21 protein-coding genes are annotated in these 23,099 nt (G+C 33.0%); 5 read left to right on the forward strand and 16 right to left on the reverse strand.

Features of this window, described 5'->3' with window-relative positions:
* Position 1 precedes the first annotated feature (1 nt).
* The 3 genes from J7E44_RS15170 to J7E44_RS15180 form a co-directional block, all read right to left on the reverse strand.
* A complete protein-coding gene (locus tag J7E44_RS15170; RefSeq protein ID WP_214831213.1) occupies positions 2 to 1,927 on the reverse strand; it encodes a type VI secretion system Vgr family protein in 1,926 nt (641 codons plus the stop codon).
* Positions 1,928 to 2,170: 243 nt separating this feature from the next.
* The gene (gene tssD, locus J7E44_RS15175; RefSeq protein WP_089028847.1) at positions 2,171 to 2,575 is read right to left on the reverse strand and encodes a type VI secretion system tube protein TssD; all 405 of its coding nucleotides are present in this window, start codon (positions 2,573 to 2,575) and stop codon (positions 2,171 to 2,173) included.
* 217 nt (positions 2,576 to 2,792) lie between these two features.
* On the reverse strand, positions 2,793 to 5,933 hold the full coding sequence (locus tag J7E44_RS15180) for a UvrD-helicase domain-containing protein (RefSeq protein ID WP_214831214.1): 3,141 nt from the start codon (positions 5,931 to 5,933) through the stop codon (positions 2,793 to 2,795).
* 183 nt (positions 5,934 to 6,116) lie between these two features.
* On the opposite strand from J7E44_RS15180, the gene J7E44_RS15185 reads away from it, so the two are divergent.
* From J7E44_RS15185 to J7E44_RS15195, 3 genes are all read left to right on the forward strand, one after another.
* The gene (locus tag J7E44_RS15185; RefSeq protein ID WP_214831215.1) at positions 6,117 to 6,863 is read left to right on the forward strand and encodes a peptidase associated/transthyretin-like domain-containing protein; all 747 of its coding nucleotides are present in this window, start codon (positions 6,117 to 6,119) and stop codon (positions 6,861 to 6,863) included.
* A gap of 64 nt (positions 6,864 to 6,927) precedes the next feature.
* Entirely contained in the window at positions 6,928 to 7,701 is a 774-nt protein-coding gene (locus J7E44_RS15190) for a carboxypeptidase regulatory-like domain-containing protein (RefSeq protein WP_214831216.1), read from the forward strand.
* 101 nt (positions 7,702 to 7,802) lie between these two features.
* Positions 7,803 to 8,537: an SIMPL domain-containing protein gene (locus J7E44_RS15195; protein ID WP_214831217.1), complete on the forward strand. Its 735-nt coding sequence runs from the start codon at positions 7,803 to 7,805 to the stop codon at positions 8,535 to 8,537.
* Positions 8,538 to 8,609: 72 nt separating this feature from the next.
* Here the strand turns inward: J7E44_RS15195 and J7E44_RS15200 are convergent, their stop codons facing one another.
* The 5 genes from J7E44_RS15200 to J7E44_RS15220 form a co-directional block, all read right to left on the reverse strand.
* Positions 8,610 to 9,122: a GNAT family protein gene (locus J7E44_RS15200; protein WP_214831218.1), complete on the reverse strand. Its 513-nt coding sequence runs from the start codon at positions 9,120 to 9,122 to the stop codon at positions 8,610 to 8,612.
* A 2-nt stretch (positions 9,123 to 9,124) separates the two neighbouring features.
* On the reverse strand, positions 9,125 to 9,346 hold the full coding sequence (locus tag J7E44_RS15205; protein ID WP_007839346.1) for a PspC family transcriptional regulator: 222 nt from the start codon (positions 9,344 to 9,346) through the stop codon (positions 9,125 to 9,127).
* A complete protein-coding gene (locus tag J7E44_RS15210) occupies positions 9,339 to 10,613 on the reverse strand; it encodes a DUF2851 family protein (RefSeq protein WP_214831219.1) in 1,275 nt (424 codons plus the stop codon). Before J7E44_RS15210 ends, J7E44_RS15205 begins: the two co-directional genes overlap by 8 nt.
* A gap of 349 nt (positions 10,614 to 10,962) precedes the next feature.
* The gene (bshA, locus tag J7E44_RS15215) at positions 10,963 to 12,111 is read right to left on the reverse strand and encodes an N-acetyl-alpha-D-glucosaminyl L-malate synthase BshA (RefSeq protein ID WP_214831220.1); all 1,149 of its coding nucleotides are present in this window, start codon (positions 12,109 to 12,111) and stop codon (positions 10,963 to 10,965) included.
* Positions 12,112 to 12,118: 7 nt separating this feature from the next.
* Positions 12,119 to 13,855, reverse strand: a complete 1,737-nt coding sequence (locus J7E44_RS15220) for a glycoside hydrolase family 3 protein (RefSeq protein ID WP_214831221.1) — start codon at positions 13,853 to 13,855, stop codon at positions 12,119 to 12,121.
* 116 nt (positions 13,856 to 13,971) lie between these two features.
* Between J7E44_RS15220 and J7E44_RS15225 the strand changes: the two genes are divergently transcribed.
* Positions 13,972 to 14,514 (forward strand): hypothetical protein, encoded by a 543-nt coding sequence (locus J7E44_RS15225; RefSeq protein ID WP_214831222.1) that lies wholly within the window; start codon positions 13,972 to 13,974, stop codon positions 14,512 to 14,514.
* Between the two features lie 71 nt (positions 14,515 to 14,585).
* Here J7E44_RS15225 and ribA read toward each other — a convergent pair whose 3' ends face one another.
* From ribA to J7E44_RS15265, 8 genes are all read right to left on the reverse strand, one after another.
* The gene (gene ribA / locus J7E44_RS15230) at positions 14,586 to 15,182 is read right to left on the reverse strand and encodes a GTP cyclohydrolase II (protein WP_214831223.1); all 597 of its coding nucleotides are present in this window, start codon (positions 15,180 to 15,182) and stop codon (positions 14,586 to 14,588) included.
* 18 nt (positions 15,183 to 15,200) lie between these two features.
* Positions 15,201 to 15,659, reverse strand: a complete 459-nt coding sequence (locus J7E44_RS15235; protein WP_214831224.1) for a hypothetical protein — start codon at positions 15,657 to 15,659, stop codon at positions 15,201 to 15,203.
* Positions 15,656 to 16,270: a DUF4254 domain-containing protein gene (locus J7E44_RS15240; RefSeq protein ID WP_214831225.1), complete on the reverse strand. Its 615-nt coding sequence runs from the start codon at positions 16,268 to 16,270 to the stop codon at positions 15,656 to 15,658. The genes J7E44_RS15235 and J7E44_RS15240 overlap by 4 nt, the downstream gene beginning before the upstream one ends.
* A gap of 15 nt (positions 16,271 to 16,285) precedes the next feature.
* Positions 16,286 to 16,495 carry a twin-arginine translocase TatA/TatE family subunit gene (locus J7E44_RS15245; RefSeq protein ID WP_172284324.1) on the reverse strand — a complete coding sequence of 70 codons (210 nt, stop codon included), beginning with the start codon at positions 16,493 to 16,495 and terminating at the stop codon, positions 16,286 to 16,288.
* Between the two features lie 30 nt (positions 16,496 to 16,525).
* Positions 16,526 to 18,085 carry a peptidoglycan DD-metalloendopeptidase family protein gene (locus tag J7E44_RS15250; protein ID WP_214831226.1) on the reverse strand — a complete coding sequence of 520 codons (1,560 nt, stop codon included), beginning with the start codon at positions 18,083 to 18,085 and terminating at the stop codon, positions 16,526 to 16,528.
* A complete protein-coding gene (gene lolB1 / locus J7E44_RS15255) occupies positions 18,082 to 18,924 on the reverse strand; it encodes a lipoprotein insertase outer membrane protein LolB1 (RefSeq protein ID WP_214831227.1) in 843 nt (280 codons plus the stop codon). The genes J7E44_RS15250 and lolB1 overlap by 4 nt, the downstream gene beginning before the upstream one ends.
* A gap of 107 nt (positions 18,925 to 19,031) precedes the next feature.
* A complete protein-coding gene (locus tag J7E44_RS15260; protein ID WP_214831228.1) occupies positions 19,032 to 20,048 on the reverse strand; it encodes a sugar phosphate nucleotidyltransferase in 1,017 nt (338 codons plus the stop codon).
* A gap of 145 nt (positions 20,049 to 20,193) precedes the next feature.
* A complete protein-coding gene (locus tag J7E44_RS15265; protein WP_214831229.1) occupies positions 20,194 to 21,615 on the reverse strand; it encodes a lipopolysaccharide biosynthesis protein in 1,422 nt (473 codons plus the stop codon).
* Positions 21,616 to 21,729: 114 nt separating this feature from the next.
* Between J7E44_RS15265 and J7E44_RS15270 the strand changes: the two genes are divergently transcribed.
* Complete coding sequence (locus J7E44_RS15270; protein ID WP_214831230.1) at positions 21,730 to 23,067, forward strand: dihydroorotase; 1,338 nt, start codon at positions 21,730 to 21,732, stop codon at positions 23,065 to 23,067.
* The last annotated feature ends 32 nt before the right edge of the window (positions 23,068 to 23,099 follow it).

Consider the following 23,099-nt stretch of genomic DNA (forward strand, 5'->3'; position numbering starts at 1 on the left):
TTTAATGTGAATTTCCTTGCTCTCCGCTTTGAGACTTTACCGTCTTTTCGCTTTGCAAAATCATATTCTCTTTGGTACTTACCACAGTAACCTTGTCAGCATAAGAATCGCTCTTTTTGGACTGAACATTTCTTTCGTTTTCAGCGATTTCTGTTCTCATATCAGAAGATTCGTGGATGTTTCCTGTAGCAGTCTGCAAAAGGTCTCTACCAGCGGTGTCTACCATGTTTACTCCAGCATTGGAGACGATGTTTACATTTGCAGTTGAAAAAATATTGCTACCCGCTATTGAAGTAATATCATTCCCAGCAGTCATCTTTATATTATTTCCAGCAGTAAAAGTCATATCCTTAGGTGCATTAACGATAATGCTGCCTTTTCCATCCATAAAATAGGTGTTTCCGCTTGGGTCTTCTATATAAATACTTCCTTCGGCATCATTAAGAATTACTTTATTACCACTTCGGGTTTGTATTGATTTAATATGATTATTTACACCACCACCTAGACCTACGGCTCCATGAAACATGCCACCCATAGCAAAAGGGAAATCCGGATGATGATATTCAAAACCTACCATCACCTGATCACCAACTTCAGGAATTGCTACAAATCCTCTGTTTTGGGTTATAACATCTGTTCCTCCAGCATCAGGACTCATCATCCTGATAAAATAGGTAGTGTCGTTTAATTGCCAGTCAAATTGTACTTGTATACGGCCCTGATTCAATGGATCGGTATTAGAAATCACCGTAGCAATTTGGGGTTCAGCGCTTGGGGTGATAAATTCGGGTTTAGGGATAAATCCTGTTCCCTCGGCAATAGCTTCAAAAGATCCGGTATAAATACCTCTGGTATTAACTTCATGATTAACCTCAGTAACCATAAGTTTTGTGAAGTAAGAAGTCTGATTAGTGTCAGGTTTTCTCATTTCTATATCCGCAATACAACCAGGGTGTAAAAAAGGAACCGATGTTGTTCCTGAAACAGTAAAGACTTCTACAGCGGCACTTCCCGCTGCACTTTTTTGTGAGTCATCTACGTTTAACGACATATTTGCATTAATAGGAGATGGGTTTAAAGAGCGGGTTTTAAAGATATCGTTGTTTAGGTCATAGGCTTTTGAAGCAAGCTGGCCCAGGTGTTTGATACTTGCGGAAGTACTTAGTAATTTTGTATGATTGCTACTGTTATATCCGAAAAACTCAGGTTTGGTATGAACAGCTTTTAGCTCAACACAAATATCACTTACATTACTTCCATAAGTGAGACGGATAGCCTGCTCTTTGGGTGGAAGTTTGCCAAAATAAAGAGTTTCCCCATCGTAGTAAAATTGTTCGCCGTAAGTTTCTGCTATTCTTGCCAGATAATTGTAATGGGTCTCTTTATACTGAGCACTGTAGTTAATATAGCTTTTATTTTGGGCGTCGATTTTATAATCAAATTTACCCGAGTTTAAAGTTTCCTTAAGAACTCTATCTGCAATGATCGAGGTATTCACAGGTTTTTCTCCCCCAAAACTCTGAGTATGCGGAGCTGAATCCATTAAAATAGTTGGGCTGTATCCTTTTAATACCACGTTACCCAAGCTCATTTTTTCCTGGCTAAAGGCTACTTTGGTAATAAGACCAACAAAAGTCCTTTCCGGGCTCTCATTTTCAGCATCTTTATATTTAAAAACAACTGTAAGACGCTTTCCCAAAAATTGTTGGGCCTGATCAAGTTCATGATTTTGTAAGGATCCTAAGGAGTCGTGAGCTAATGTAAGTTCGAAATTATGATGTTTTCTTATACTTTGCTGCAAGCGGAAATGTTTGAAGTGCTTAATTATTTTGCCTTCAATTACAACGTCCAGCTTAACCACACGCTGAACACCTGCAATGTGATTTTCAGCAATTTTATCTGCATTCGTTGTCTTATTTTTCATGCTTATGTTTTTAGTGGTTATTTAACTAAAATTAGAAATGTTTTCCATTTCAAAATGACGAAAATTGTTAAATTTTAAAAACTGTAGTAGAATTACGACTTTTATACATAATAAAACCAATTATGCAGTATTAATTACATGCTTTGTGCTGTTTATAATGGAAAAAAGAATTAATTCTTTAGATAAGAGATAAAAAGATCACCCTTTAGGGATGATCTTTCTATTAATGTCAATATGCATAAATTATGCACCAGGCCAAATACCTTCGTAAGCAGAATTACCATAGTTGATTTTCTCTGCACTTACGATAAAGCTGATCAACATGCTGTTTTCGTCAACTGCATCAAAATCAACTTCGTGTTGAATTACATATCCATTCTCCCAAGTTAAAGTAATTAATGTTCCTTCTTCGTGAGATTTGTTGAATGTAATTTCACCTGTTGTAGGCTTGTATTTTCCGTTTAGTAAGCTTTCAAGGATCTCAGATTTCTCTGTAGCTTCAATTGTTAATTTAATAATAGCGTTTGATGGATCTGATGCCACACGTCCTGAAACGTCTGTAGATCTTGATACGCTATAATTAAGCTTTAATAATTTTTGTCCTTCGCTTCCGTTGAATTTTAAGATTCCTCTTGAATTTGCTGCCATAGTTGTAAATTTTAATCGTTAATAAATATATGATTCAGTGATTATGTAGCAAATGTATACTTCTTTAATGATACTTTAAAACTTTTGAATATAAGTTTTGTTTTTTGTAGTGTTTCTACGATTTCTTGTAGTAGTTCTACGATATCTTGTAGTAATTCTACGATATCTTTAATGTTAAAATAGACAAAAATACCCGTGTATAAAGGAATTCCAGGTTTTATAAATAAATAAGTTGAGTCTTTATTACGTTTCTACCCAAACCTTCCAATACGTTTTTATACATTTCTATTTGTTTGTCATTCTTTTCAGAGACCTCACCTGTTTTAAAATCTACGATGATATAGCCGTCATCACTTTTTAGGATCCGGTCAGGTCTGTAGATTCTGCTTTCTCCCCTTTCAGAGATCATAATATCTTTTTCATTGATTACGATCCATTTCTCATCAAAGAATTCAGAATAAGAACTAACAATACCTGATAATGTTTCGTGGATCTCCTTCTTTTCACCCAAAGTAATCTGTCCTTCCAGAACATAACTTTCCAGGACTTTTTGAATATCTTTTTCAGTATTGATCTTTGATAATAATTCATGAACAAAAAGACCAATCCTTACTTTTTCATTCCGGACCTGATAGTTTTTAGAAGGTGTAGCAATCTTAATGGATGTGCTTTTTTCATTAATATTTTTTAGATTCCTGATATCCTTTGTCTTAAATGATGAAGTTTTGTCTTTAGAATTTTTTCTCAACATTTCAGGATGTATATCATAAAGATCAAATTCATCAGATTGATCAGTATTTTTACTTTGGATAAACTCTAAGATCTCCAGATTATTTGAGGTTTTATTTTGTTTTTGCAGATAGAAAAATAACTGTTCTACAGGTCGGGTAGTGGCAACGTACTGTAAACACAATCTGTCGATTAAATTTTTGTAAGAATTCTTTTTATTAAATTTTTCAATTTCTTCATCGTAAGCTTCTAAGTTTTTACTGAACTGGTTAATATTTACAGATTTCAAAGCTTCATTGCTATTTGTTTCAAACCAGTTGGAAAATTCTGAGTCACGATTTTTATTCATCATTGGGATAAAAACAATTGGGAACTCAAGCCCTTTTGCTTTATGAATTGTCATAATTTGGATAGCATCAATATTTTCTGATGCCTGAATAGTATACGTGGATGCTTCTTCATCCCAATATTTTAAAAATTCCTTTGTGCTGGCACCTGCATTTTGTGTGAAATTAAAGAGCATTTCAAGGAAATTCAGTAAAAAATCTGTTTCTTTATTTTCAAATGAAAATTCATTGATATAATATTCTACAAAGTTGTATAAATTAAATCTTGGAAAATGATCCTGTGTCAGTTGTAAAGAATAAGTTTTTTTTATGAATTGTAGTATTTCATCATGAGATTCAATGTCGAGAATTTCTTTCATACATAAAGTGAAATCCGGCATCTGTACCCTTCCTAATTTATTAAGATAATACATCATCATAATTAAATTAGTTTTGTTCTTAGGATTCGTTTCCCATCTTAAAAATTCTATGACAGCCTGTATGGTATTCGACAATTCCAGAGTAAGACCCTTATCTGAAATGGTTTTAATATTTGTTTCCTCTCCTTTGTACGTTACTTTCAGGTTTCCAAGCTTTTGAGAATAGCTGAAAATATCGAAATTACCACGGCAGAGGATTGTGATATCCGCAAACTTGAATCCATTGTCAAGACAGTCCTGAATATCTTTTTGCATTCTTTCGGATGTATCATTGTAAAAATCTTCATTCGTGAGATTTTCGATGAGGTTTACCTTTACTCTGCCATCAATTCCTGATTTCGGATTTTGTTCAGCATCAGTTCCAAAGATATTTTTATGTTCCTCTTCAAGATCCATGGAATGATAGTGATAGAGCTCATTGTTAAACTTTACAATATTTTTGGCACTTCGCCAGTTGTCCTTTAATACCAATAGTTGTGCTTCTTTTGGGGAAACCTCTTTTTTATTGATAATATCCAGCATCAGCTTGCTTTCTCCACCACGGAATCTGTAGATACTCTGTTTAGGATCCCCTACCAAAGTAAAGGTGGTATTTTCCATGGAAACACTGTGATCTCTTAATGGAACAAAATTCTGCCACTGTAATTCGGAAGTATCCTGGAATTCATCAAAAAAATAATGCTGGAATTGAGAACCTACCTTTTCATAAATAAAGGCTGAAGGTTCATTTCTTAAATTTTCATTGATGAGAATATTAAATTTTGAAAGAAGAACAAGATCATTTTCTTCTTCAATCTTTTTTAACTCATCCTGGATATCTTTATTTACTTTTAAAGGAAGTAATGCAGATAATATTTTCTCCTTTTTCTGAGTTTCAATATAAAGAAGGATAAGCTGCATTCTGTTGTCCAAAAGTTGATCAAGGATTTCAAAAATATCAGTTTCTTTATCTTTCGCTTTGGAAGAAGCTCCTTTTCTGTAATTATTAACAACCGATTCTTCCTGCGTGGTTGGAAAAGGAAAGCCTGCTCTTTTTTGATTATAAAAATCTAAGACCTTGGTAAAGAAGCCTCCAATCCCGTTTTTTCCCTGAGCAAAATCTTCGATATCAATATTTCTTGATTTGAACAGATCAATAGATTTTGTGGCCACTTCTATTGCCTGTTTTTTATTGGATACAATCTCTTTACGAATCGTATTTTTTATATTTTCATAATTCGTATCATCAAAATTATTATTGCTTTTTAACTGTTCGTAATGAATATCTTTTACAAACTCTTTTGCTGAATCGTATAGATTTTTGTTAAGGTTGATCCGTTCATTATTTTCGAGACTATAATCTACGTAATCCATAAAAGAATTGGAGATCGCATCATTTTCTCCAATCTGATCCAGCATTTTATCTACAGCTTCAATGAGGAATGGTTCGGCTTCAATTTCAAGATTAAAGTTTTTAGCCAGTCCCAATTCATAGGAAAAGCTTCTTACCAAACGTGAGTTAAAACGGTCGATGGTTCCAATATTTAGAGTAGAATAGTTATGAAGAATATAATCTAATAATTTTTTAGAACGAATATGTAATTCATCAATAGTAATTCGTAATCCCTCTTCTTCAAAAACCTTCTGAATATTTTTTAAATCATTATTATCAGCAAAATTATTAGCTGAGAAATTTCCAAGCCATGACAGGATTCTTTCCTTCATCTCATTAGCAGCCTTATTGGTGAAGGTTAATGCTAAAATATTTCTGATAGCATGCTGTTGATTGGGATAACGAAGACAGATCATCAAAAGCCTCTGAACAAGGGCATAGGTTTTCCCAGAACCTGCAGAAGCATTGATGACTGTATAAGAATTTTGCATTTTTTGGGATGAATTGAAACTGCAAGTTAGCTAAAAATTAAGTGAAATTTTAACAATTACAATTCGCTATTTAACAAATTAGAAATAGAAAGTTCTAAAAAAAATCCTAAAACGCGTTAACTGTGGTTAAACTTATGGTATACATTAAAAATAATTTTAGCTTTGCTTTATAAAAAACTATTCGTGAAATTAAAATTACTCTTTCTATTACCATTTCTTTTCTTCATTCAAACCTATGCTCAGGATTACCTTTTTGGAAAAATAACTACCGAAGAGAATGTTGAAATGCCTGAAGTTACTGTTATCAATATAAGAACCGATGAACGTGTTTCTACAAATACAGATGGACACTTTATGATTTCCGGGAGACAGGGAGATGAACTTCGCTTTGTGAAGAGTGGATATGAAAGGATCAATAAAAAAATAACACAAGAGAATATAGGTTCTCCTTTAAATGTGGTACTTATCCGACAGATGGCATTAATTGCTGAAGTAGAGATCAAAAAGGGCATTACAGGAGACTTGAAAATAGATTCTAAAAATCTAAACAGGCCAAAAAAAGTTGAAAAGCTAGCCAAAGACATTGATGTGTATATAGCTCAAAAGTCTGATCCAAGAATTCTGGCAGCAAAGGCCGGGGAGTTTGTACAGCCTAAGGGGCAAGGTTTTTCAGTGGGGAAGGTAAAGGATAAATGGGATGATGTGGATTTTATGAGCTATTTACATGAAAGCTTAGGTGATCAGTACTTTATGGATCTTAAGATAGAAAAATCATTGATACAGCATTTTATTTCTTATGTTTTGAGAGTCGGTTTTGAAAGGAGGAGAATATTGAAATACGGATACTGTAGTGATGCAGATCTTATGAGATTTCAGAGAGCTGTACTTGCCAGAATATCATCCTATCGTGCCCCTCAGACTCAAAGATAAGTCATAAAAATCAAGCTGTAATAGAATGTTGGTATCGTATGTATAGTGTATGCAGGAATATTGAATGAAAGGAAAATTATTTTTTATCATGTTGTTCTTGTTTGGGGTTGTTTATTCCCAACAGATCGTTACTGGCAAAATTACAGATGATAACGATATTAATTTGGGTTCCGTTACTGTGGTCAATGTATCAACAGATAAAAAAGTATATAGTAATTCTTTAGGTGAATTTTCGATTGAAGCTTCAAGAAATGATGAGTTAAGGTTTGTAAGACCAGGTTATGAGAGGGTTTCAAAAAGAGTTTTTGCAGATGGCGTTAATTCTCAAATCTTCATCACTATGGTTAGAATTCCTGAAGAAATAGAGGAAGTTGAAGTGAAAAAATTATCTGGTGATCTGACGAAAGATTCCAGAATGGTCGCTAAAGTAGATAAAGGTGAAATTGTACAACAGGCAGTAGGGCTTCCTCAGCCTATTACGAAAATGAGAGAAAGGCCGGCGGAAGTTAAGAAAGTTTTACTTCCTATACTTTTAGGGAATTTGGATGTTCAGGGAGCCTATGATTTGATCAGTGGAAAAGCAAGAAGGCAAAAACGGCAATATAAATTTGACGACTTGCAAGATCATATTCTGTGGGTAAGAAAACGAGTGGAAGATGACTATTTTACGAGTGCAGGAATTCCCGCAGAAAGAATTTCAGAATTTATAGAATTTTCATTTACAGTTAAGCCTCAGACTAGAACTTATGTAAAAGCCAAAAACTTATCGGGTGTGTTGCTGAAACTGGAAGATACAATACCAGCTTTTTTGGAAAGATTAAAAACCATTAAATCTTGAATTTGTTAAAGAAATCTTAAAATTTCGGAACGGAAATTGATATAATAATTTCATTTAAAAAGAAAATTTAAATAAGACATCAATTAAATTCACAAATTTTTATGAATAAAAATATTATAGTTATTGCAATTGCAGCTTTAGGCTTTATTATTGGTCTTGGGCTTCTCGGAAATGCTATTAAAAACAGAAATAAATCTGAAAATACCATTTCAGTAACAGGACTTGGAACGAAACAGTTTACATCGGATTTGATCACATGGTCTGGAAGTTTTTCAAAAAATAATATTGATCTGAAATTGGCTTATGATGGACTATTGGCTGATAAAAAAGTGATCAACGATTATCTTATTTCAAAAGGAATAAAGCAGAATGAGATTATATATTCTTCTGTGGATATTCAGAAACAGTTTAGAAATTATACGGATTCAAATGGTAATAATGTACAAGGAGAATTTTCCGGATACAATCTTACTCAGACTGTATCAATAGAGAGCAAGGAAGTGGCTAAAATTGAAAATTTATCCCGAAACATAACAGAAATTATCAATAGAGGAATTGAATTTACTTCTTCTTCACCGTCTTATTTTTATACAAAACTGACTACCGTAAAACAGGAAATGATTGCCACTGCTACTAAAGATGCTAAAGAACGCGCAGAAAAAATAGCGGAAAATTCAGGAAGCAGTCTTGGTCATCTTAAAAAAGCAACAATGGGTGTTATTCAGATTACTGCACCCAACTCAAACGAGGATTATTCTTATGGTGGAGCTTTTAATACCTCTTCTAAGGAGAAAGCAGCAAGTATTACTATAAAACTGGAGTACGAAGTAGATTAAATTTACTTTCTTCCTTATATTATATTGAAAGATTTTATAAAAAATAAGCCGGACATTATCCGGCTTTTATAATTAATGATAAACAATATCGTAAATTTCTTCTTTAATTTTTTTTAGATCCTCAGGAGAATAATTCGCTAATAACCACAGGTCTAATGGATTCTTTCCCTCACCATAGCTTGGTTGTACATACATTTCATCAATTAACGAAAAACCATTCTTTTGATAGAAGGAGTAGCGTCGTTTGGCATCATCACCTAAATGATCTGGTTCTATTTCAAGAACAATTCTCGGATAGTTTTTAAACAAATATCCTGTAATGTGAGATCCCAGCTTTTGGCTTCTAAATTCAGCAAAAACCTCGAAATGCTCAACAAAAGTGTAAGTGCTCAATTCCCAAATGATAAGATATCCAATTGCCTTTGATTCATGTAATACAGAAATTACCTTAACATTAGGATTCGTAAATAATTTTACAAACTGATCCCAATCTCTCCTCTCATCTTCAGGGAAAGTAGTTGAATAGGAATAGTAAATATCTTTAATTCTGTAATCTTCAGATGAAGTAATAGGTAGAAATTCCATAATTATAAATCAAAAACGCTTGGTCTTCTTGTGATGAAAATATCTTTGATCCATAGCGTAAAAGCTAAACCCAGATAAATCAGAAAGAAAAAACCAGCTGTTGCAAATGTTGAATAAATGAAGAATACCCTCAATTTAGAAACAGGGATTCCCAGTTTAGCACCCATTCTTGTCAGAACACCAAACCATTCTCTTTCCATTTTATGACGGATATTATCAAGCATTTGAAGAATCTTTTAAAAGTTTAAATCCAATACTGCAATTTAAGCAATTTTTTTCTTCACAGCTGTTATTAAAGTGATAAATGAAACTTTGGGTTTCTAATGAATTATTGATTTTTATATTCAGTTTTTTCCAAGAGGTTATAATAGCGTTTTTTTCAGGAGGTAAATTCCTATAAAACTCAATGATCTCATCAGCTATTTCCTCATCATGATATTTGTGATAAGTATATTTTAAAGGAAGAATTGTATTTAGAATAATAAGCTCAATAAAATCCTTACTTAATGTCTTAGGCTGATTAATGGGAGATATTTTTCCAAAATTAAAATGATTATTCCAATAATCAGATGCACTTATGTTCTTTAGAACATTCACTAATTCATCGGTATTTTTTGAAAGGATGGTTTTTGAAAATAAATTTTGATGCTGATGATATAAGTCTGCTAATTGCGAAAGTCTAATGGTTGGAAAATTTGGAGGCCTCAATCGCAAAAACTTTGGTCTGAAATGCATATCGGATATTTGGTATTTAACTTTTATAAAATCAAATTCTCTTTTCCAAATTTTCATTTGCTCATCTTGTGGATCTTCAAGCCAGCCAGAGATTCCGAACAACAAGGCTTCCAATTGTGTTTTATTCTGCCGGATTTTATTAATGATAGCAAAATCTATGCTTTCGGCAATTTGTTTAAATATAAAGGCATTTACCTTTAATCCGAAGGTATAAGCAAGACTATGAAAGAGAATGGCTTCAAAGTTATTTTTATATCGTTCTAAACTGTCTTCTAGTTCAAGTGATTTCCGATCCAGCTTTTTTAGAATGTTTTCTTCATGAAAATTAATGGGAATACTGTTTTTATTAAAAATACCCTCACAAGGAATGAACTGATTTTCATTGATCAGTTTTTCATATTTCCAAAGTAAATTTTCATCGATAAAATTTTTCAGCTCTAAAGTGGGAATTTTTCTATCATTGAATTCTTCAATTTCTACGTCATTTTGAAAAACAACATGCAGGATAATATTCTGATAATTGGGATCTTGGGAATGGTTATGAAAAATCCAGTCAGATGACTTTACGTGAAGCTCAATGTTTCCACTTAAAGTTAAGTCGGAAGTTTTTATTTTAGCAAGTAAAAAATCAGGGCCGGCATTGGTATTCCATTTACCGAAATTTATTATTTCAATAGGATTTCCTTCAATATCCTTGAAGTCAAAACTTTTGAAAATTTTAAAGTTCCAAAGATATTGAAGTAGTTTTTCTGTCATAAGTGTAATAATAAATATATCATAAATATTGCACTTTTATCAACTCGTTCTTAAGATTTTTCACCGCCGTATTGCATATTTATGGATGTATAGGATATATATATTCAAATGGGATATTATAGTTGTTTTTTTATTTTTTTTCCTTCATTTTAATTAAAGATAATCAGTATCGATCTTTTTAGATGAATGAAGAAGTCATATTCAATTATTAGATGTTAATGATTTGAAACAGGGTAAAAACTAAACCCAGATCAAGCAATAAATGTGATTGAAAATTCATGAAACTAGAAAAGGCCTGGATTAAAAATCCAAGCCTTAATTATATTATTACAGAAGTCTTTATAAAGCACTATGCTTTCGTTAATTCCTTCCTGAAGTTTTCTATAGTTGTTATGTACATTTCTTCATATATAGGAAGAATGTTTTTCAAATCGAATTTTATAGCCTGTTCTTTCGCATTGATCTTCATTTTGGCTAAAAGTTCCTCATTACTTAATAATTTAATGGTGTAGTTACTCATAGCCTCTACATTTCCTATTTCGGCTAAGAAACCTGTTTCACCCTGAATATTGACTTCTGGAATTCCACCCGCGTTAGAGCTGATAACAGGTGTATTCGCTGCCATTGCTTCTAATGCAGCCAGACCAAAACTTTCCTGCTCAGATGGTAATAAGAAGACATCCGAAAGCTGTAATATTCTGTATAGATCATTTACTTTTCCAAGAAGACGGATTTTAGAAATTAAATCTGGGTTTTCTTCTAAGAACTGATTAACCTTTTCCATATCAGGACCCTCACCGATAATAATGAGTTTAGATTTTACCTTTTTATTTACATTCTTAAAAATCTGTAGAACTTCCTCCACACGTTTTACAGGACGTAGATTGGAAACGTGAATCAATATTTTCTCATCAGGATCAGCAAACTGCGTTCTTTGGCACTCATTGCATTCATCAAACTCAGAATTATCAATAAAATTGGTGATCACCTGAATTGGCTTCTTAATATTAAAAAATTGGAGAGTGTCTTTTTTTAAACTTTCAGATACTGAAGTGATCGCATCCGATTTGTTAATTGAGAATTCTACCGCATGTTTATAACTTGGGTGCTGCCCAACTAAAGTAATATCTGTCCCATGGAGAGTGGTTACCAAAGGAATATCATTATTATCTTCCTGTAGCATCTGCTTTGCCGTAAATGCCGCATAAGCATAAGGAATTGCATAATGAGCATGAAGTAAATCGAGTTTATATAAATTTACGACACGGTATATCATAGAACTTAACGCAATATCATAAGGTTGATATTGGAATAGGGGATAAGTCTGAACATTAACTCTATGGAAAAAAATATTTGGATTGGTAATGTCTAATCTTGCCGGAAGAGCTGAGCTTATGAAATGAACCTCATAGCCTTTGTTGGCAAGGGACATTCCAAGTTCTGTTGCTACGATACCGCTTCCGCCGTATGTTGGGTAGCAAAGTATGCCTATTTTCATTGATTTATTATTGTTTTGATGTTGTAAATATAGTTGAATTCGATTTCGTATCAGGAGCTGAACCTGAATTCAAGTCGATACCCATTCCTGCTTTTAGATGATCGTTGATCAATACTGGAAGCCTTCCCCAGATTTTTGTTTTTCCGAGTAAAGCATCTGCTGTTGCAATCATTGAATCATCGTTGTTCTCATAAGAAACAAGAACAGTTGAAATTTTAGAAATATCAATGTCTTTTAGTGCATAAGCACTTCCAAATACATTTAATATGACTTTTTGATTTTTTGATAGATCGGCCAGAATTCTTTTTGATTCTGCTGAAATTTTATAAGGTTTGTAGGCAGTAGAATTATCTTTATGGAGACCAACAATTACCGTAGAATTAGAAGGAATTGTATTAATTTCATTGGCTTTTTTAATAATTACATTAGAGCCTAACTGGTTGGCAAATGTTTGAAAAGAAGCTTCTTCCAATGGGACATAGTAAATTTGTTTTCCGCTAAGTGGGAGCAGCTTTTGCTCATCTTTTAATAAAGTTAAAGCATTAGAATAAAGATTCTGAACTAAAACTTTGTGAGAATCATTGTTAAGGTCATTATTTATATTCTCAGGATTTTTTGGACTGTATTTTTCAAGACCTAAATAATATTTTGTAAGTAATATTTTCTTTACACTTTCTTCTACCCGGGATTGTGAAATTTCTCCATTATCAATAGCTTTCTGAATTAACTTTTTACCTTCAGATACACCCTGAGAAAAAAGCATAATATCATTTCCTGCTTTGAAGGCCAATTCATCTAATTCTCCAGGTTTGTACTTATTAGCTACAGCTCCCATATTTAAAGCATCAGTAATAATTAAGCCTTTAAATCCTAATTTTTCTTTTAATAATCCTGTAATAATATTTTTAGATACAGAAGCCGGAATTCCTTTTCCTGATTCTAATGTTGGGACATATAAGTGGGCTACCATTACGCCTCCAATTCCTTTATTCATTAATGCCCTGAAAGGGGCAAGTTCAACTGCATTAAGTCGGTCCAATTGATGTGAGACAACAGGCAGGTCTAAATGAGAATCTGTACTTGTATCACCATGGCCAGGAAAATGTTTTATTGCGGCAAGTATATTGTTGTCCTGTAGTCCATTTGAATACGCTAATGCCGAATTGATAACATTGTCAACCTCAGAGCCGAAACTTCTGTTTCCGATAATAGGATTGTTTGGATTCGTGTTAACATCTACTACAGGAGCAAAATCCCAGTTGATCCCCATTCTTTTACAATCTGCAGCTATTTTAGCAGACATTTGATAAATAAGATTCTTATCCTGAATAGCGCCCAGGGTCATCGCCCACGGAAATTTATGAGCTGCCGCTATTCTTTGATAAAGACCCCATTCAGCATCCATTCCTATCATTAAAGGAACTTTAGACTTCTGCTGAAATTCATTGACGAGCGTAATTTCTCTTGCTGCATCATCCTGCATTAAAATCAATCCGCCGATTTTATCGTTGATTACAATATTTCTAACTTGGTTAATATGGCTTTCATCTTTATTAGTATAAAGGGCAACAATGAAAAGTTGTCCTAATTTTTCATCTTGAGAAAGAGAGCTGTACGTTTTATCAACCCATTGGTTCGCCTTACTTATATCTGCCTGAGAAATGCCCTTTGGCTGATACTGGGCAGTGATTTTTGAACTGATGAATAAGAATATGAAGAGAGAAGTGTAAACTATTTTGTTCATAACTTTAGAATAAGAACAAAAATACAATTAAAAAAATCATCATAATGGATGTTTTTAAGTTTTTTGGTATATGTTTTGGATGTGCTTTATAAATAATAATTAAAACTTTTATAAAAATGAAAAAATTTCTTCCAATCCTCCTATTAGCTTTTGTCAGCTTATTTATTTTTAGCTGTGATAAAGATGATGATAATAACAATTTTGAAGATCATGATACGGTAGGTACAGCTTTTGATATTACGCCGACTTTCACGAGAACAAATGATAATTTATATCAGTATTCAGATGCATTTACCAATCCATTAGTACAATCTGATGTTGTTCTTATTTATTTGCAAACAGGTCTTACGAATAATAACTCTCCAATCTGGAGATTGCTTCCTTATACTTTCTTTACTAATAACAATGTTGCGGTAGATTATTCATTTGACTTCAGTAAGTTTGATATTGGTATTAACGTAAATTCTACATTGAATTTAAGCGCAAGTGGAAATTCAACGTATTACACGAATAAAAGATTTAGAGTGGTAATATTACCTGCTAATACAGGATCTGCTAAAACAAGTAGTAAAGCTGCGGCTCCAGTGGATTACAATGATTACTATAGCGTAATTAAATATTACAATATTGATGAGTCTAAAATAAAGACTAAGAATTAGAATAATATCTTTTCAGTTTTTTATAATTAAAAAAGGCTTCGGAATTTATTCCGAAGCCTTTTGTTTGTATCTTAATTATCGTTGTCATCCAGTAGATGACCAAAATAATCTTTTTTTGTCTGTAGGTAGCCTCTGCTAATGTCATTAGCAGGGATTTGTAAAGGAATCCTTGAGTTAAGGTGGATATTACTTTCTGTAACATATTTTACCTTTTCAGGATTATTCGTTAGGAGATTAATATCTTTTACCTCCAGGACATTTAAAATTTCAATGGCAACATTGAAATTTCTGTCATCTGCGGGAAGGCCAAGCTGTAAATTGGCTTCTACAGTATCAAATCCTTTTTCCTGTAGAGAATAAGCTTTTAACTTATTAATAATCCCAATATTTCTTCCTTCCTGACGAAGATAAATAATAATCCCCCCATTTTCATGGATATATTTCATAGCAGCATCCAATTGCTGCCCACATTCACATTTTTTTGAATGGAACACTTCACCGGTAATACATTCTGAGTGGAAACGTACATTGACTGGTTTTGAAAAGTCTGTGTTTTCAGCGATGATTGCCATATGAGGCATCCAGTCATTTTCGTTTTCAGAGAAAGCGATCATTCGGAAAGTTCCATGTTCCGTAGGAACGTTTGCTTCCGCTTGAATTTTAATCATTAATAAGGTAGTCGTTTTTTAATTTCCTTTTATAGCATCCTCGATCACAGAAATATTGGTTTTCAATCTTACCAGATATCTGTTGAGTATTTCGTCATCATCTTTTGGAAGGTTCTGTCTTAGTTTCTGAATTTTTTTATAAGATTTTTCAAAGCTTTTAACCGCTCTGTTCTTTCCTGCAACATTATTGGCATCTATTGCATATAAATAATTCTGCAAGCTGTACTTCAGTGAAACTACTTCTTCGTTTACATTAATGTTTTTAAATTTAGGAAAGGTGGAAATTAAATTAGATATTTCAGAGGCATTTACATTTTCTTTGATATTAATGTCTATGCTTTTCTTGAGTCCTCTATCAGAATCTGAACCTTTTGCTTCACTATAAAAATTACTTGACAACGGAGAAAAATTTAATTTTTCCGATGCACAAGAAGAAGTTAGTATAAACAGTATTCCAAAAAAAAATAATCTTTTCATTTTTGTTGCCCCTTTTGATAAAGGATTGGGTTAAGACTTTCATCGTTATACATTTTCATTTGTTTGTATACTTTCATCTTAACATCACCGTTTTCAATATCAGTAAGCAACTGATTAATAGAAGTTGATAGGTCTTCTTTCTGTATAAGAAGCACATCTAATTTTGCCTGGCAATTTAAACGATGCTCTTCAGAAGCAGATTCTCTATTCGCTTCTAGTGACATATGATAAACCTTTAGTGCAAGTATTGATAATCTGTCTACAGCCCAAGCGGGTGTTTCTGTATTTATCTTTGCATGCGGTTTAGGAGTTATATTTTTAAATTTATTAAGAAACCAGCTGTCAATAAATTCCACTAAATCAGTTCTTTGCTGATTAGAAGCGTCTATTGTTCTCTTTAATTGAAGAGCTTCAACCGGATTAATATTTTCATCTCTAATAATATCTTCCAAATGCCATTGAACGGTATCAATCCAGTTCTTTGCGTACAAAATTCGTTCCAAACTGTCTTTTTCGAAAGGATTATTAATTAGATTGTTAACGTCATCAAATACGTGGTAGTCTTCAATAGATTGATTGAAGACTTTCCATGCAGTCTCTGTGAAATTCATTAATTCTGAAGAATTTTAGTTGCTAGATGGGTTATTTGTCGAAGAGTTTTTATTTTCAGTCGGATTTTTATCCTCCTCTTTTACTGCATCTTTAAATTCCTTGATACCTGATCCCACACCTCTCATTAATTCCGGAATTTTTTTACCTCCGAAAAGTAAAACAAGAAGGATTGCCACGATAAGGATATGTTGCCATGATAAGGCAAGTATTGTTAATGTTTCCATTTCTAAATTTTTTACAAAGTTAGTCTTTTTTTAATAAGAAACCCACCCTAATGGGTCGACTGGTGTACTGCCGTTCCATACCTGGAAATCAAGAGTATAAGAGCCATCAAAATCCTGTCCTACAGTACCTACAATAGTACCTGCAGAGACCTGCTGTCCTTTAGAAACATTTACACCTCCTAAATTAGAATATATTGTAAAATAATTTCCATGTTTTATCATGACCGTTTTTGTACCGTCACTACTTGCGATAACTGAAGAAACGGTGCCTGGGAATACGGATTTAGCACGAGTGCCAGACGGAACGGAAATCTTAATTCCATTATTTTCTTCATCAATATTTTTAAAAACAGGATGAGGATGTCTACCGAAGCGATGGGTAACTTGGCCTTTATCAACCGGGAAGCCTAGCTTACCTCTGTTTTCAGCAAAATTATTTCCAGCGGCTGTAGAAACCCCAAAACTTGTCATAGCTTTAGATTCTGCAGCTTTTTTCTCATCATCTTTTCTCTTTTCCAATGCTGCCTCTGCAGCTTTTGCAGCTGTTAATTTATTGGTTGCTTCTCTTGCTCTTGCATTCGCTTCTGATGAAGCTTTCGCAGCCGCTATTTTTCTTGCTTCATCCTTTGCATTGGATTCTGCACGTGCAGCTTCTTCTGTTCGTTTTCTCTCTTCTTCCGCTCTTTTTGCAGCTAATTCTGTAGCCTTTTTAGCTTCAGCTTCAGCCAATTTTCTTTCTCTTTCCAACGCTTCAGCTCTAGCTCTGTTTTCAGCTTCAATTCTTGCTTTCTCTCTTTCTGCAGCGATCTTGGCTAAACGTATTTTCTCTGCTTCAGCTTTTCTTCTTGCTTCTTCTTCAGCTTTGGCAATTCTGATCTCCTCAAGAATAATACTTCTGATCTGTCCTTCAAGTGCTTTTGATTGTACTTGTTTCTGTTTAAGCTCACCGGTTAATTTAGATTCATTTTTCTTAAATTCCTGAACAAGCTGTTCTTTCTGTGCACGTTCAACATTTATTGTTGTTAAATCTTTTTGTTGGTTAACCAAGAGGTGCTCTTTATCCACCACAGATTTTTGTCTCTGAGCAATTGTTTTTTTGATCTGAGTGGCGGCATCTGTAATTTCGGCTGCTTTTTTATCCTGATAATCGGAGTATTCTTTAAGATATTGGACTCTTCGAATTGCCTCGCCTAAATTTTTGGCAGAAAGAATAAAGGTGACTTTATTTTGTACTCCTTTATTTTTATAGGCGTTTACCAAAACTTCAGCGTAATTCTTTCTTAAAACGGCTAGTTCTTTGTTCTGACGGTTGATTTCCAACTGACGCAGATAAATGTCGTCTTCTATAAATCTTTTTTCCTTTTGAGTATTAGAATAAACTTTTTCTCTTAAAGCCAGTTTTTTATTAATATTGGTAAGATATGCTATAGAAAGCTTGGATTCGTTTCTTGTTTTAGCTAGATCTGAATTTATTTGGGTGATTTGTTTTTTAAGTTCAGCATTTTGCTTCTGCAATTGTTCCTTGTTTTGTTGCCCATTGTGCAATCCGAACAATAAAATACCTATTAAAAAGCTAAATTTTTTAATCATTTAATTTCAATTTTCTTATAATTGGCTGGGACTGAATAGGCCGCCTCCATCTTCGAAAAATCAAATTTCGTATTTTCTAGTAAAATCTGACTTGTTTTTGAACCTTTTATAATTATTTTAACATTTTTTGGTAGACGAATTTCATTATATTCCCCCCAATTGCTATAAGAGATTTCTAGCTCATCTGGTGATAAGACATCCTTAAGATGAACACTCAAAAGATCGTAATTTTCATCATACTGCAATGAAATTTTATATTCTCTGGTCTTTTCTTCTGTTACGATTTTCTGATTTACAGTCGATACCAGTTGATAGCCCTGAGCATTTTTTGTAAGATTGAATTGAGAATCATTAATTTTTATAAAAGTTCTACCCATTAATATTTTCTCCAAAGATTTATAATCGATGAAATTAACGTTCAATAAATGATTGAGATATTCAAAATCAGAATCGATATATGATTTGCTGGTTCTGTCAAATCCTTTTACGCCTTCAGGTGTTGCTGTTCCTCTGGCAACATTAATAAACAATGCAGATAAATTCATCCACACTTTTTTATTATTTTCGATATAGATGGTCGCGTCAAGTGTCGGTACAAAACTTCCTGTCTCTACATTTACCTTACTGTTGATCTTAATCTGATCAAATTTTGGTGGGATCACTACATGTTCATAGAATGTAAATTTATCTCTTACAGGTTCATTTACATCTTTTGGATTGTTGTTGTTTTCTATGACAATACTGTCTTTAGCATTGCTATTATTATTTTTAGCAACGTTCCGAGTTTTACAAGATGACAAAACGAGAAGTAATAAAAGTAATGGAACCCAATTTTTCATGTATTTATCTTTTCGATTAAAATATTACTTTGCAATATTAACGCCAAACCACACAAAACATTTTGTGTGGTTTGAATATATTTTTAATTATTAATGTCAGTTTTTAACTATTTAGATAAAAAATCTAAAACAGAATAATCACCTAACGAAATTTCCCTTGCTACTCCGAAATACTGTGCCGAATTACCAATCATAGAATTTGATAGATTTCCGTGATTGATCTTTGTATTTTCCTGGATCAATGAATTTTCAATATTTGAATTTACAATGACTGTATTATTTCCAAGTGAGACTCCAGGTCCTACTTTAGAATTGGAAATTTTTACATTTTCACCGATAAAACAAGGTTGAATAATTAAAGAATTTTCAATTACTGCGGAAGCAGGGTAGTGAGACATTTCTTCTCTCTCGTATTCAAGAATTTTACTGTTGGTTTCTACAGTTGCATTTTTATTTCCACAGTCCATCCAGTCATTTACTTTACCAAGACTGAATTTACCTCCTTTTGCTCTTAAATTTTCTAGAGCCGTTGTCAATTGATATTCTCCACCATTTTTAATATCATTATCCATGATATAATTGATTTCACTCATCAATTTTTCAGCACTGTTAAAATAATAAATACCAATAATTGCTAAATCTGAAACAAAAGTTGTAGGTTTTTCAACAAAATCTGTGATAAAACCATAGTTATCTAATTTAACAACACCAAATGCTGAAGGATCTTCTACACTTTTCACCCAGATAACACCATCTGAATTTTTGTCCAATTGAAAATCTGCACGGAAAAGAGTATCTGCAAATGCAATAACGATATCTCCCTGCATTGAATCTTCTGCACACTTAATAGCATGGGCTGTCCCAAGAGGGTCGTTTTGATAATATATACTTCCTTTTGCGCCTAATTTTTCAGCAATCTGGATCAGGGATTTTTCAATTTCAGCGCCAAAATCTCCGATAATAAAAGCTACCTCCTCGATGTCTTCACCGGCAACTTTAGCAATATCTTCTACCAATCTCTGTACGATAGGTTTTCCTGCAATAGGAATTAATGGTTTTGGAACGGTAAGTGTATGTGGACGTAATCTGGAACCACGTCCAGCCATTGGAACGATAATTTTCATAAATTATATTTGGATATTTTAGTTGTTTTTTATTTGATTTATGGTTTATAGGTAATAATAAAACCAAGTTAGATGCGTAATCGTATTATTTTTAAATATTCGTTTAATTTTTCAAATTCACTAGCATCAAAATAGAGACCAAAGTTTAGTCTTTTCTGATTCTTGATAATAACATATCTTTTTCGGTATACAATAAGATTCCCGTATAAGATAAAAATAAAAGGTTACCTACCCAGAAGTTATAATCGAAAAGATTGACTATCATGTAACTGAATACGGACAAAAGTAGAATAAAGAAAGAGATTTTCTTCATCCTATATGGAATTGGATAATATTTTTGACCTAAAAAGTAAGATAGAACCATCATGGTAAAGTAAGCTGCTAAGGTTACCCAGGCAGAAACCATAAAACCATATTTAGGTAAAAGTAAAAGATTTAAAACAATGGTAATTATAGCACCTGTCCAGGAGATATAGGTACCTACTCTTGTTCTGTCGGTCACTTTATACCATGTTGAAAGATTATAATAAATTCCAAAAAATAAATTGGCAATTACAATAATCGGAATAATATTTATAGCAATCCAGTAAGAACTGTTTGGTACCAGCAAAAGCTTTATCCATGATACATTAGCAATGATTCCTAAAGCAACAACAGAAGCAAAGAAAGAAAAATATTCAGTTACCTTTGCGTAGGTGAGCTTAGCATTTTCATTTTGCATTTGTTTAAAGAAAAAAGGTTCAATACCCATTCTATATGCAGTTACAAAGAGAGTCATCAATACTGCCATTTTATAACAGCCACCATAAGCTCCGGCCGCTCCATCATCTATAATAAATTTTTGAATAAACTTGTCAAAGTTTTCATTCACCATAAATGCCAATCCCGCGATCATAATTGGCCACGAGTACTTAATCATTTGAATGAAAAGGTCCTTAGAAAACTGAAATTTAAGTTTCAGTATAATTGGAAAAACAAGAATAAACCCTAAAAAACTGGCTGCTAGATTACTGTAAAAAGGATAGGTTACTTTTTCTTTTAAACCAAATTTAAAACTAAGTTCTTCGGGAATATAAAGGAACAAAGCAATTACAAAAATGCTCTGGAAAATAGCTTGTATTACTCTTACTGCTGCATACTTAATAGGTTTATTATTAAATCTCAGCCAAGCTAAAGGTATAACAAGTAGGTTGTCAAAAAATGCGATCCAGGCAAACCATCGGATAAATTCCGGTGTATTAGAGTATCCGAAGACATTCGCAATCGGTTGATTAAAAAGTAATACCAATATTAAAAAAACACTGGATAAAACGGTTAGGAACCAAAATGAAGTATTAAAAACTTTTTGTTCATCATTTTTATTGGATGAAAATCTAAAATAAGCTGTTTCAAAACCAAAAGAGAGAACAATATTAACAAAAGAAATTAATGCATAGAGATTGGTGAAGATCGCAAAATCGCTGACATCGATGTGTTTTATGAATAAATAATTAAGCAATACTACAATCACTCTCGGCATAATTGCCCCAATTCCATATATAATAGTTTCGTTAAGAAGTTTTTTCAAAATGCGAAATTTCTTGCAAATGTAAATATTTAGAAATTGATTTTTTATCAAGGATATTAAAATTCATTCATAAACCTTAATTTTGTAAGGAATCTAAAGTCTAAAGAAAAGTAAATGAGAACCCTTATCAAAAATGTAACAATCGTTAATGAAGGAAAGATCTTTGAAAGCGATATTTTAATTGAAAATGATTTAATTTCTAAAATACAGCCCAATATTTCTGAAGATGCTGATCAGGTTATTGATGCTTCCGGAAAGTTTCTTTTACCAGGAGTGATTGATGATCAGGTGCATTTTCGTGAACCAGGATTAACACATAAAGGAGATATTGAAAGTGAATCCAGATCTGCTATTGCAGGAGGTATTACAAGTTTTATCGATCAGCCTAATACCGTTCCAAACGCTGTAACTCAGGAATTGTTAGCTGATAAGTATGAGATAGGTTCTAAAAAAGCATATGCGAATTATGGCTTTATGATGGGGGGAACTAATGATAATCTTGAGGAAGTTCTAAAAACCAATCCTAGAAATGTTCCGGGGATTAAATTGTTTTTAGGTTCTTCTACAGGAAATATGTTAGTAGATAACCCTGAAACTTTAGAGAATATATTCAGCAATACCAAAATGCTGATAGCCGTTCATTGTGAAGATGAAGCAACCATCAGAGCAAATACTCAAAAGTATCTTGATGAATATGGTGAAGATATTCCGGTAAAATTCCATCATTTAATAAGAAGCGAAGAAGCTTGCTATAAGTCTTCTTCCAAAGCGATCGAACTGGCACAAAAAACGGGAGCAAGGCTTCATGTTTTTCATCTTTCAACAGCCAAGGAAACAGCACTTTTCAGAAATGATATCCCTTTAAAAGATAAAAAAATAACAGCCGAAGTTTGTGTACATCACTTAACTTTTACCAATGAGGATTATGAAACCAGAGGCGGATTAATAAAGTGGAATCCTGCTGTAAAAACGCAGAAAGATAAAGATGGACTTTGGGAAGCTCTTTTGGATGACAGAATTGATGTGATTGCGACAGATCATGCTCCACATACCTGGGAAGAAAAACAGAATGTATATACAAAGTGTCCTTCAGGTGCCCCATTGGCTCAACATTCATTGACGGTAATGTTGGAGAATTTTAAGAATGGTAAAATTTCTTTAGAAAAGATTGTTGAGAAGATGTGTCATAATCCGGCTATCTTATTCAGAGTTGATAAAAGAGGTTTTGTTAGAGAAGGATATAAAGCAGATTTAGTGCTGGTTGATTTAAATGAAAACTGGACGGTAGCTAAAGAAAATATCTTGTACAAATGTGGATGGAGTCCATTGGAAGGCATGAATTTCCATTCTAAAGTGACTCATACTTTTGTAAATGGTCATTTGGTATATGATAACGGAAAAATTGCGGAAGAAAAATTCGGGGAGCGTTTGCTTTTTGAGGTTCAGGAATAAATTGAAGAGGCAGTCTTATTAGACAGCCTCTT

It is taken from the genome of Chryseobacterium sp. ISL-6 (assembly GCF_018613715.1).
GTDB lineage: Bacteria > Bacteroidota > Bacteroidia > Flavobacteriales > Weeksellaceae > Chryseobacterium > Chryseobacterium paludis.

Excerpts from the sequence above, each read along its gene's own strand:
- J7E44_RS15170 (WP_214831213.1), bottom strand. The coding sequence starts at position 1,927 with ATGAAAAATAAGACAACGAATGCAGATAAAATTGCTGAAAATCACATT.
- tssD (WP_089028847.1), bottom strand. The coding sequence starts at position 2,575 with ATGGCAGCAAATTCAAGAGGAATCTTAAAATTCAACGGAAGCGAAGGA.
- J7E44_RS15180 (WP_214831214.1), bottom strand. The coding sequence starts at position 5,933 with ATGCAAAATTCTTATACAGTCATCAATGCTTCTGCAGGTTCTGGGAAA.
- J7E44_RS15190 (WP_214831216.1), top strand. The coding sequence starts at position 6,928 with ATGAAAGGAAAATTATTTTTTATCATGTTGTTCTTGTTTGGGGTTGTT.
- J7E44_RS15195 (WP_214831217.1), top strand. The coding sequence starts at position 7,803 with ATGAATAAAAATATTATAGTTATTGCAATTGCAGCTTTAGGCTTTATT.
- J7E44_RS15200 (WP_214831218.1), bottom strand. The coding sequence starts at position 9,122 with ATGGAATTTCTACCTATTACTTCATCTGAAGATTACAGAATTAAAGAT.
- J7E44_RS15205 (WP_007839346.1), bottom strand. The coding sequence starts at position 9,346 with ATGCTTGATAATATCCGTCATAAAATGGAAAGAGAATGGTTTGGTGTT.
- J7E44_RS15210 (WP_214831219.1), bottom strand. The coding sequence starts at position 10,613 with ATGACAGAAAAACTACTTCAATATCTTTGGAACTTTAAAATTTTCAAA.
- bshA (WP_214831220.1), bottom strand. The coding sequence starts at position 12,111 with ATGAAAATAGGCATACTTTGCTACCCAACATACGGCGGAAGCGGTATC.
- J7E44_RS15220 (WP_214831221.1), bottom strand. The coding sequence starts at position 13,855 with ATGAACAAAATAGTTTACACTTCTCTCTTCATATTCTTATTCATCAGT.
- J7E44_RS15225 (WP_214831222.1), top strand. The coding sequence starts at position 13,972 with ATGAAAAAATTTCTTCCAATCCTCCTATTAGCTTTTGTCAGCTTATTT.
- ribA (WP_214831223.1), bottom strand. The coding sequence starts at position 15,182 with ATGATTAAAATTCAAGCGGAAGCAAACGTTCCTACGGAACATGGAACT.
- J7E44_RS15235 (WP_214831224.1), bottom strand. The coding sequence starts at position 15,659 with ATGAAAAGATTATTTTTTTTTGGAATACTGTTTATACTAACTTCTTCT.
- J7E44_RS15240 (WP_214831225.1), bottom strand. The coding sequence starts at position 16,270 with ATGAATTTCACAGAGACTGCATGGAAAGTCTTCAATCAATCTATTGAA.
- J7E44_RS15245 (WP_172284324.1), bottom strand. The coding sequence starts at position 16,495 with ATGGAAACATTAACAATACTTGCCTTATCATGGCAACATATCCTTATC.
- J7E44_RS15250 (WP_214831226.1), bottom strand. The coding sequence starts at position 18,085 with ATGATTAAAAAATTTAGCTTTTTAATAGGTATTTTATTGTTCGGATTG.
- lolB1 (WP_214831227.1), bottom strand. The coding sequence starts at position 18,924 with ATGAAAAATTGGGTTCCATTACTTTTATTACTTCTCGTTTTGTCATCT.
- J7E44_RS15260 (WP_214831228.1), bottom strand. The coding sequence starts at position 20,048 with ATGAAAATTATCGTTCCAATGGCTGGACGTGGTTCCAGATTACGTCCA.
- J7E44_RS15270 (WP_214831230.1), top strand. The coding sequence starts at position 21,730 with ATGAGAACCCTTATCAAAAATGTAACAATCGTTAATGAAGGAAAGATC.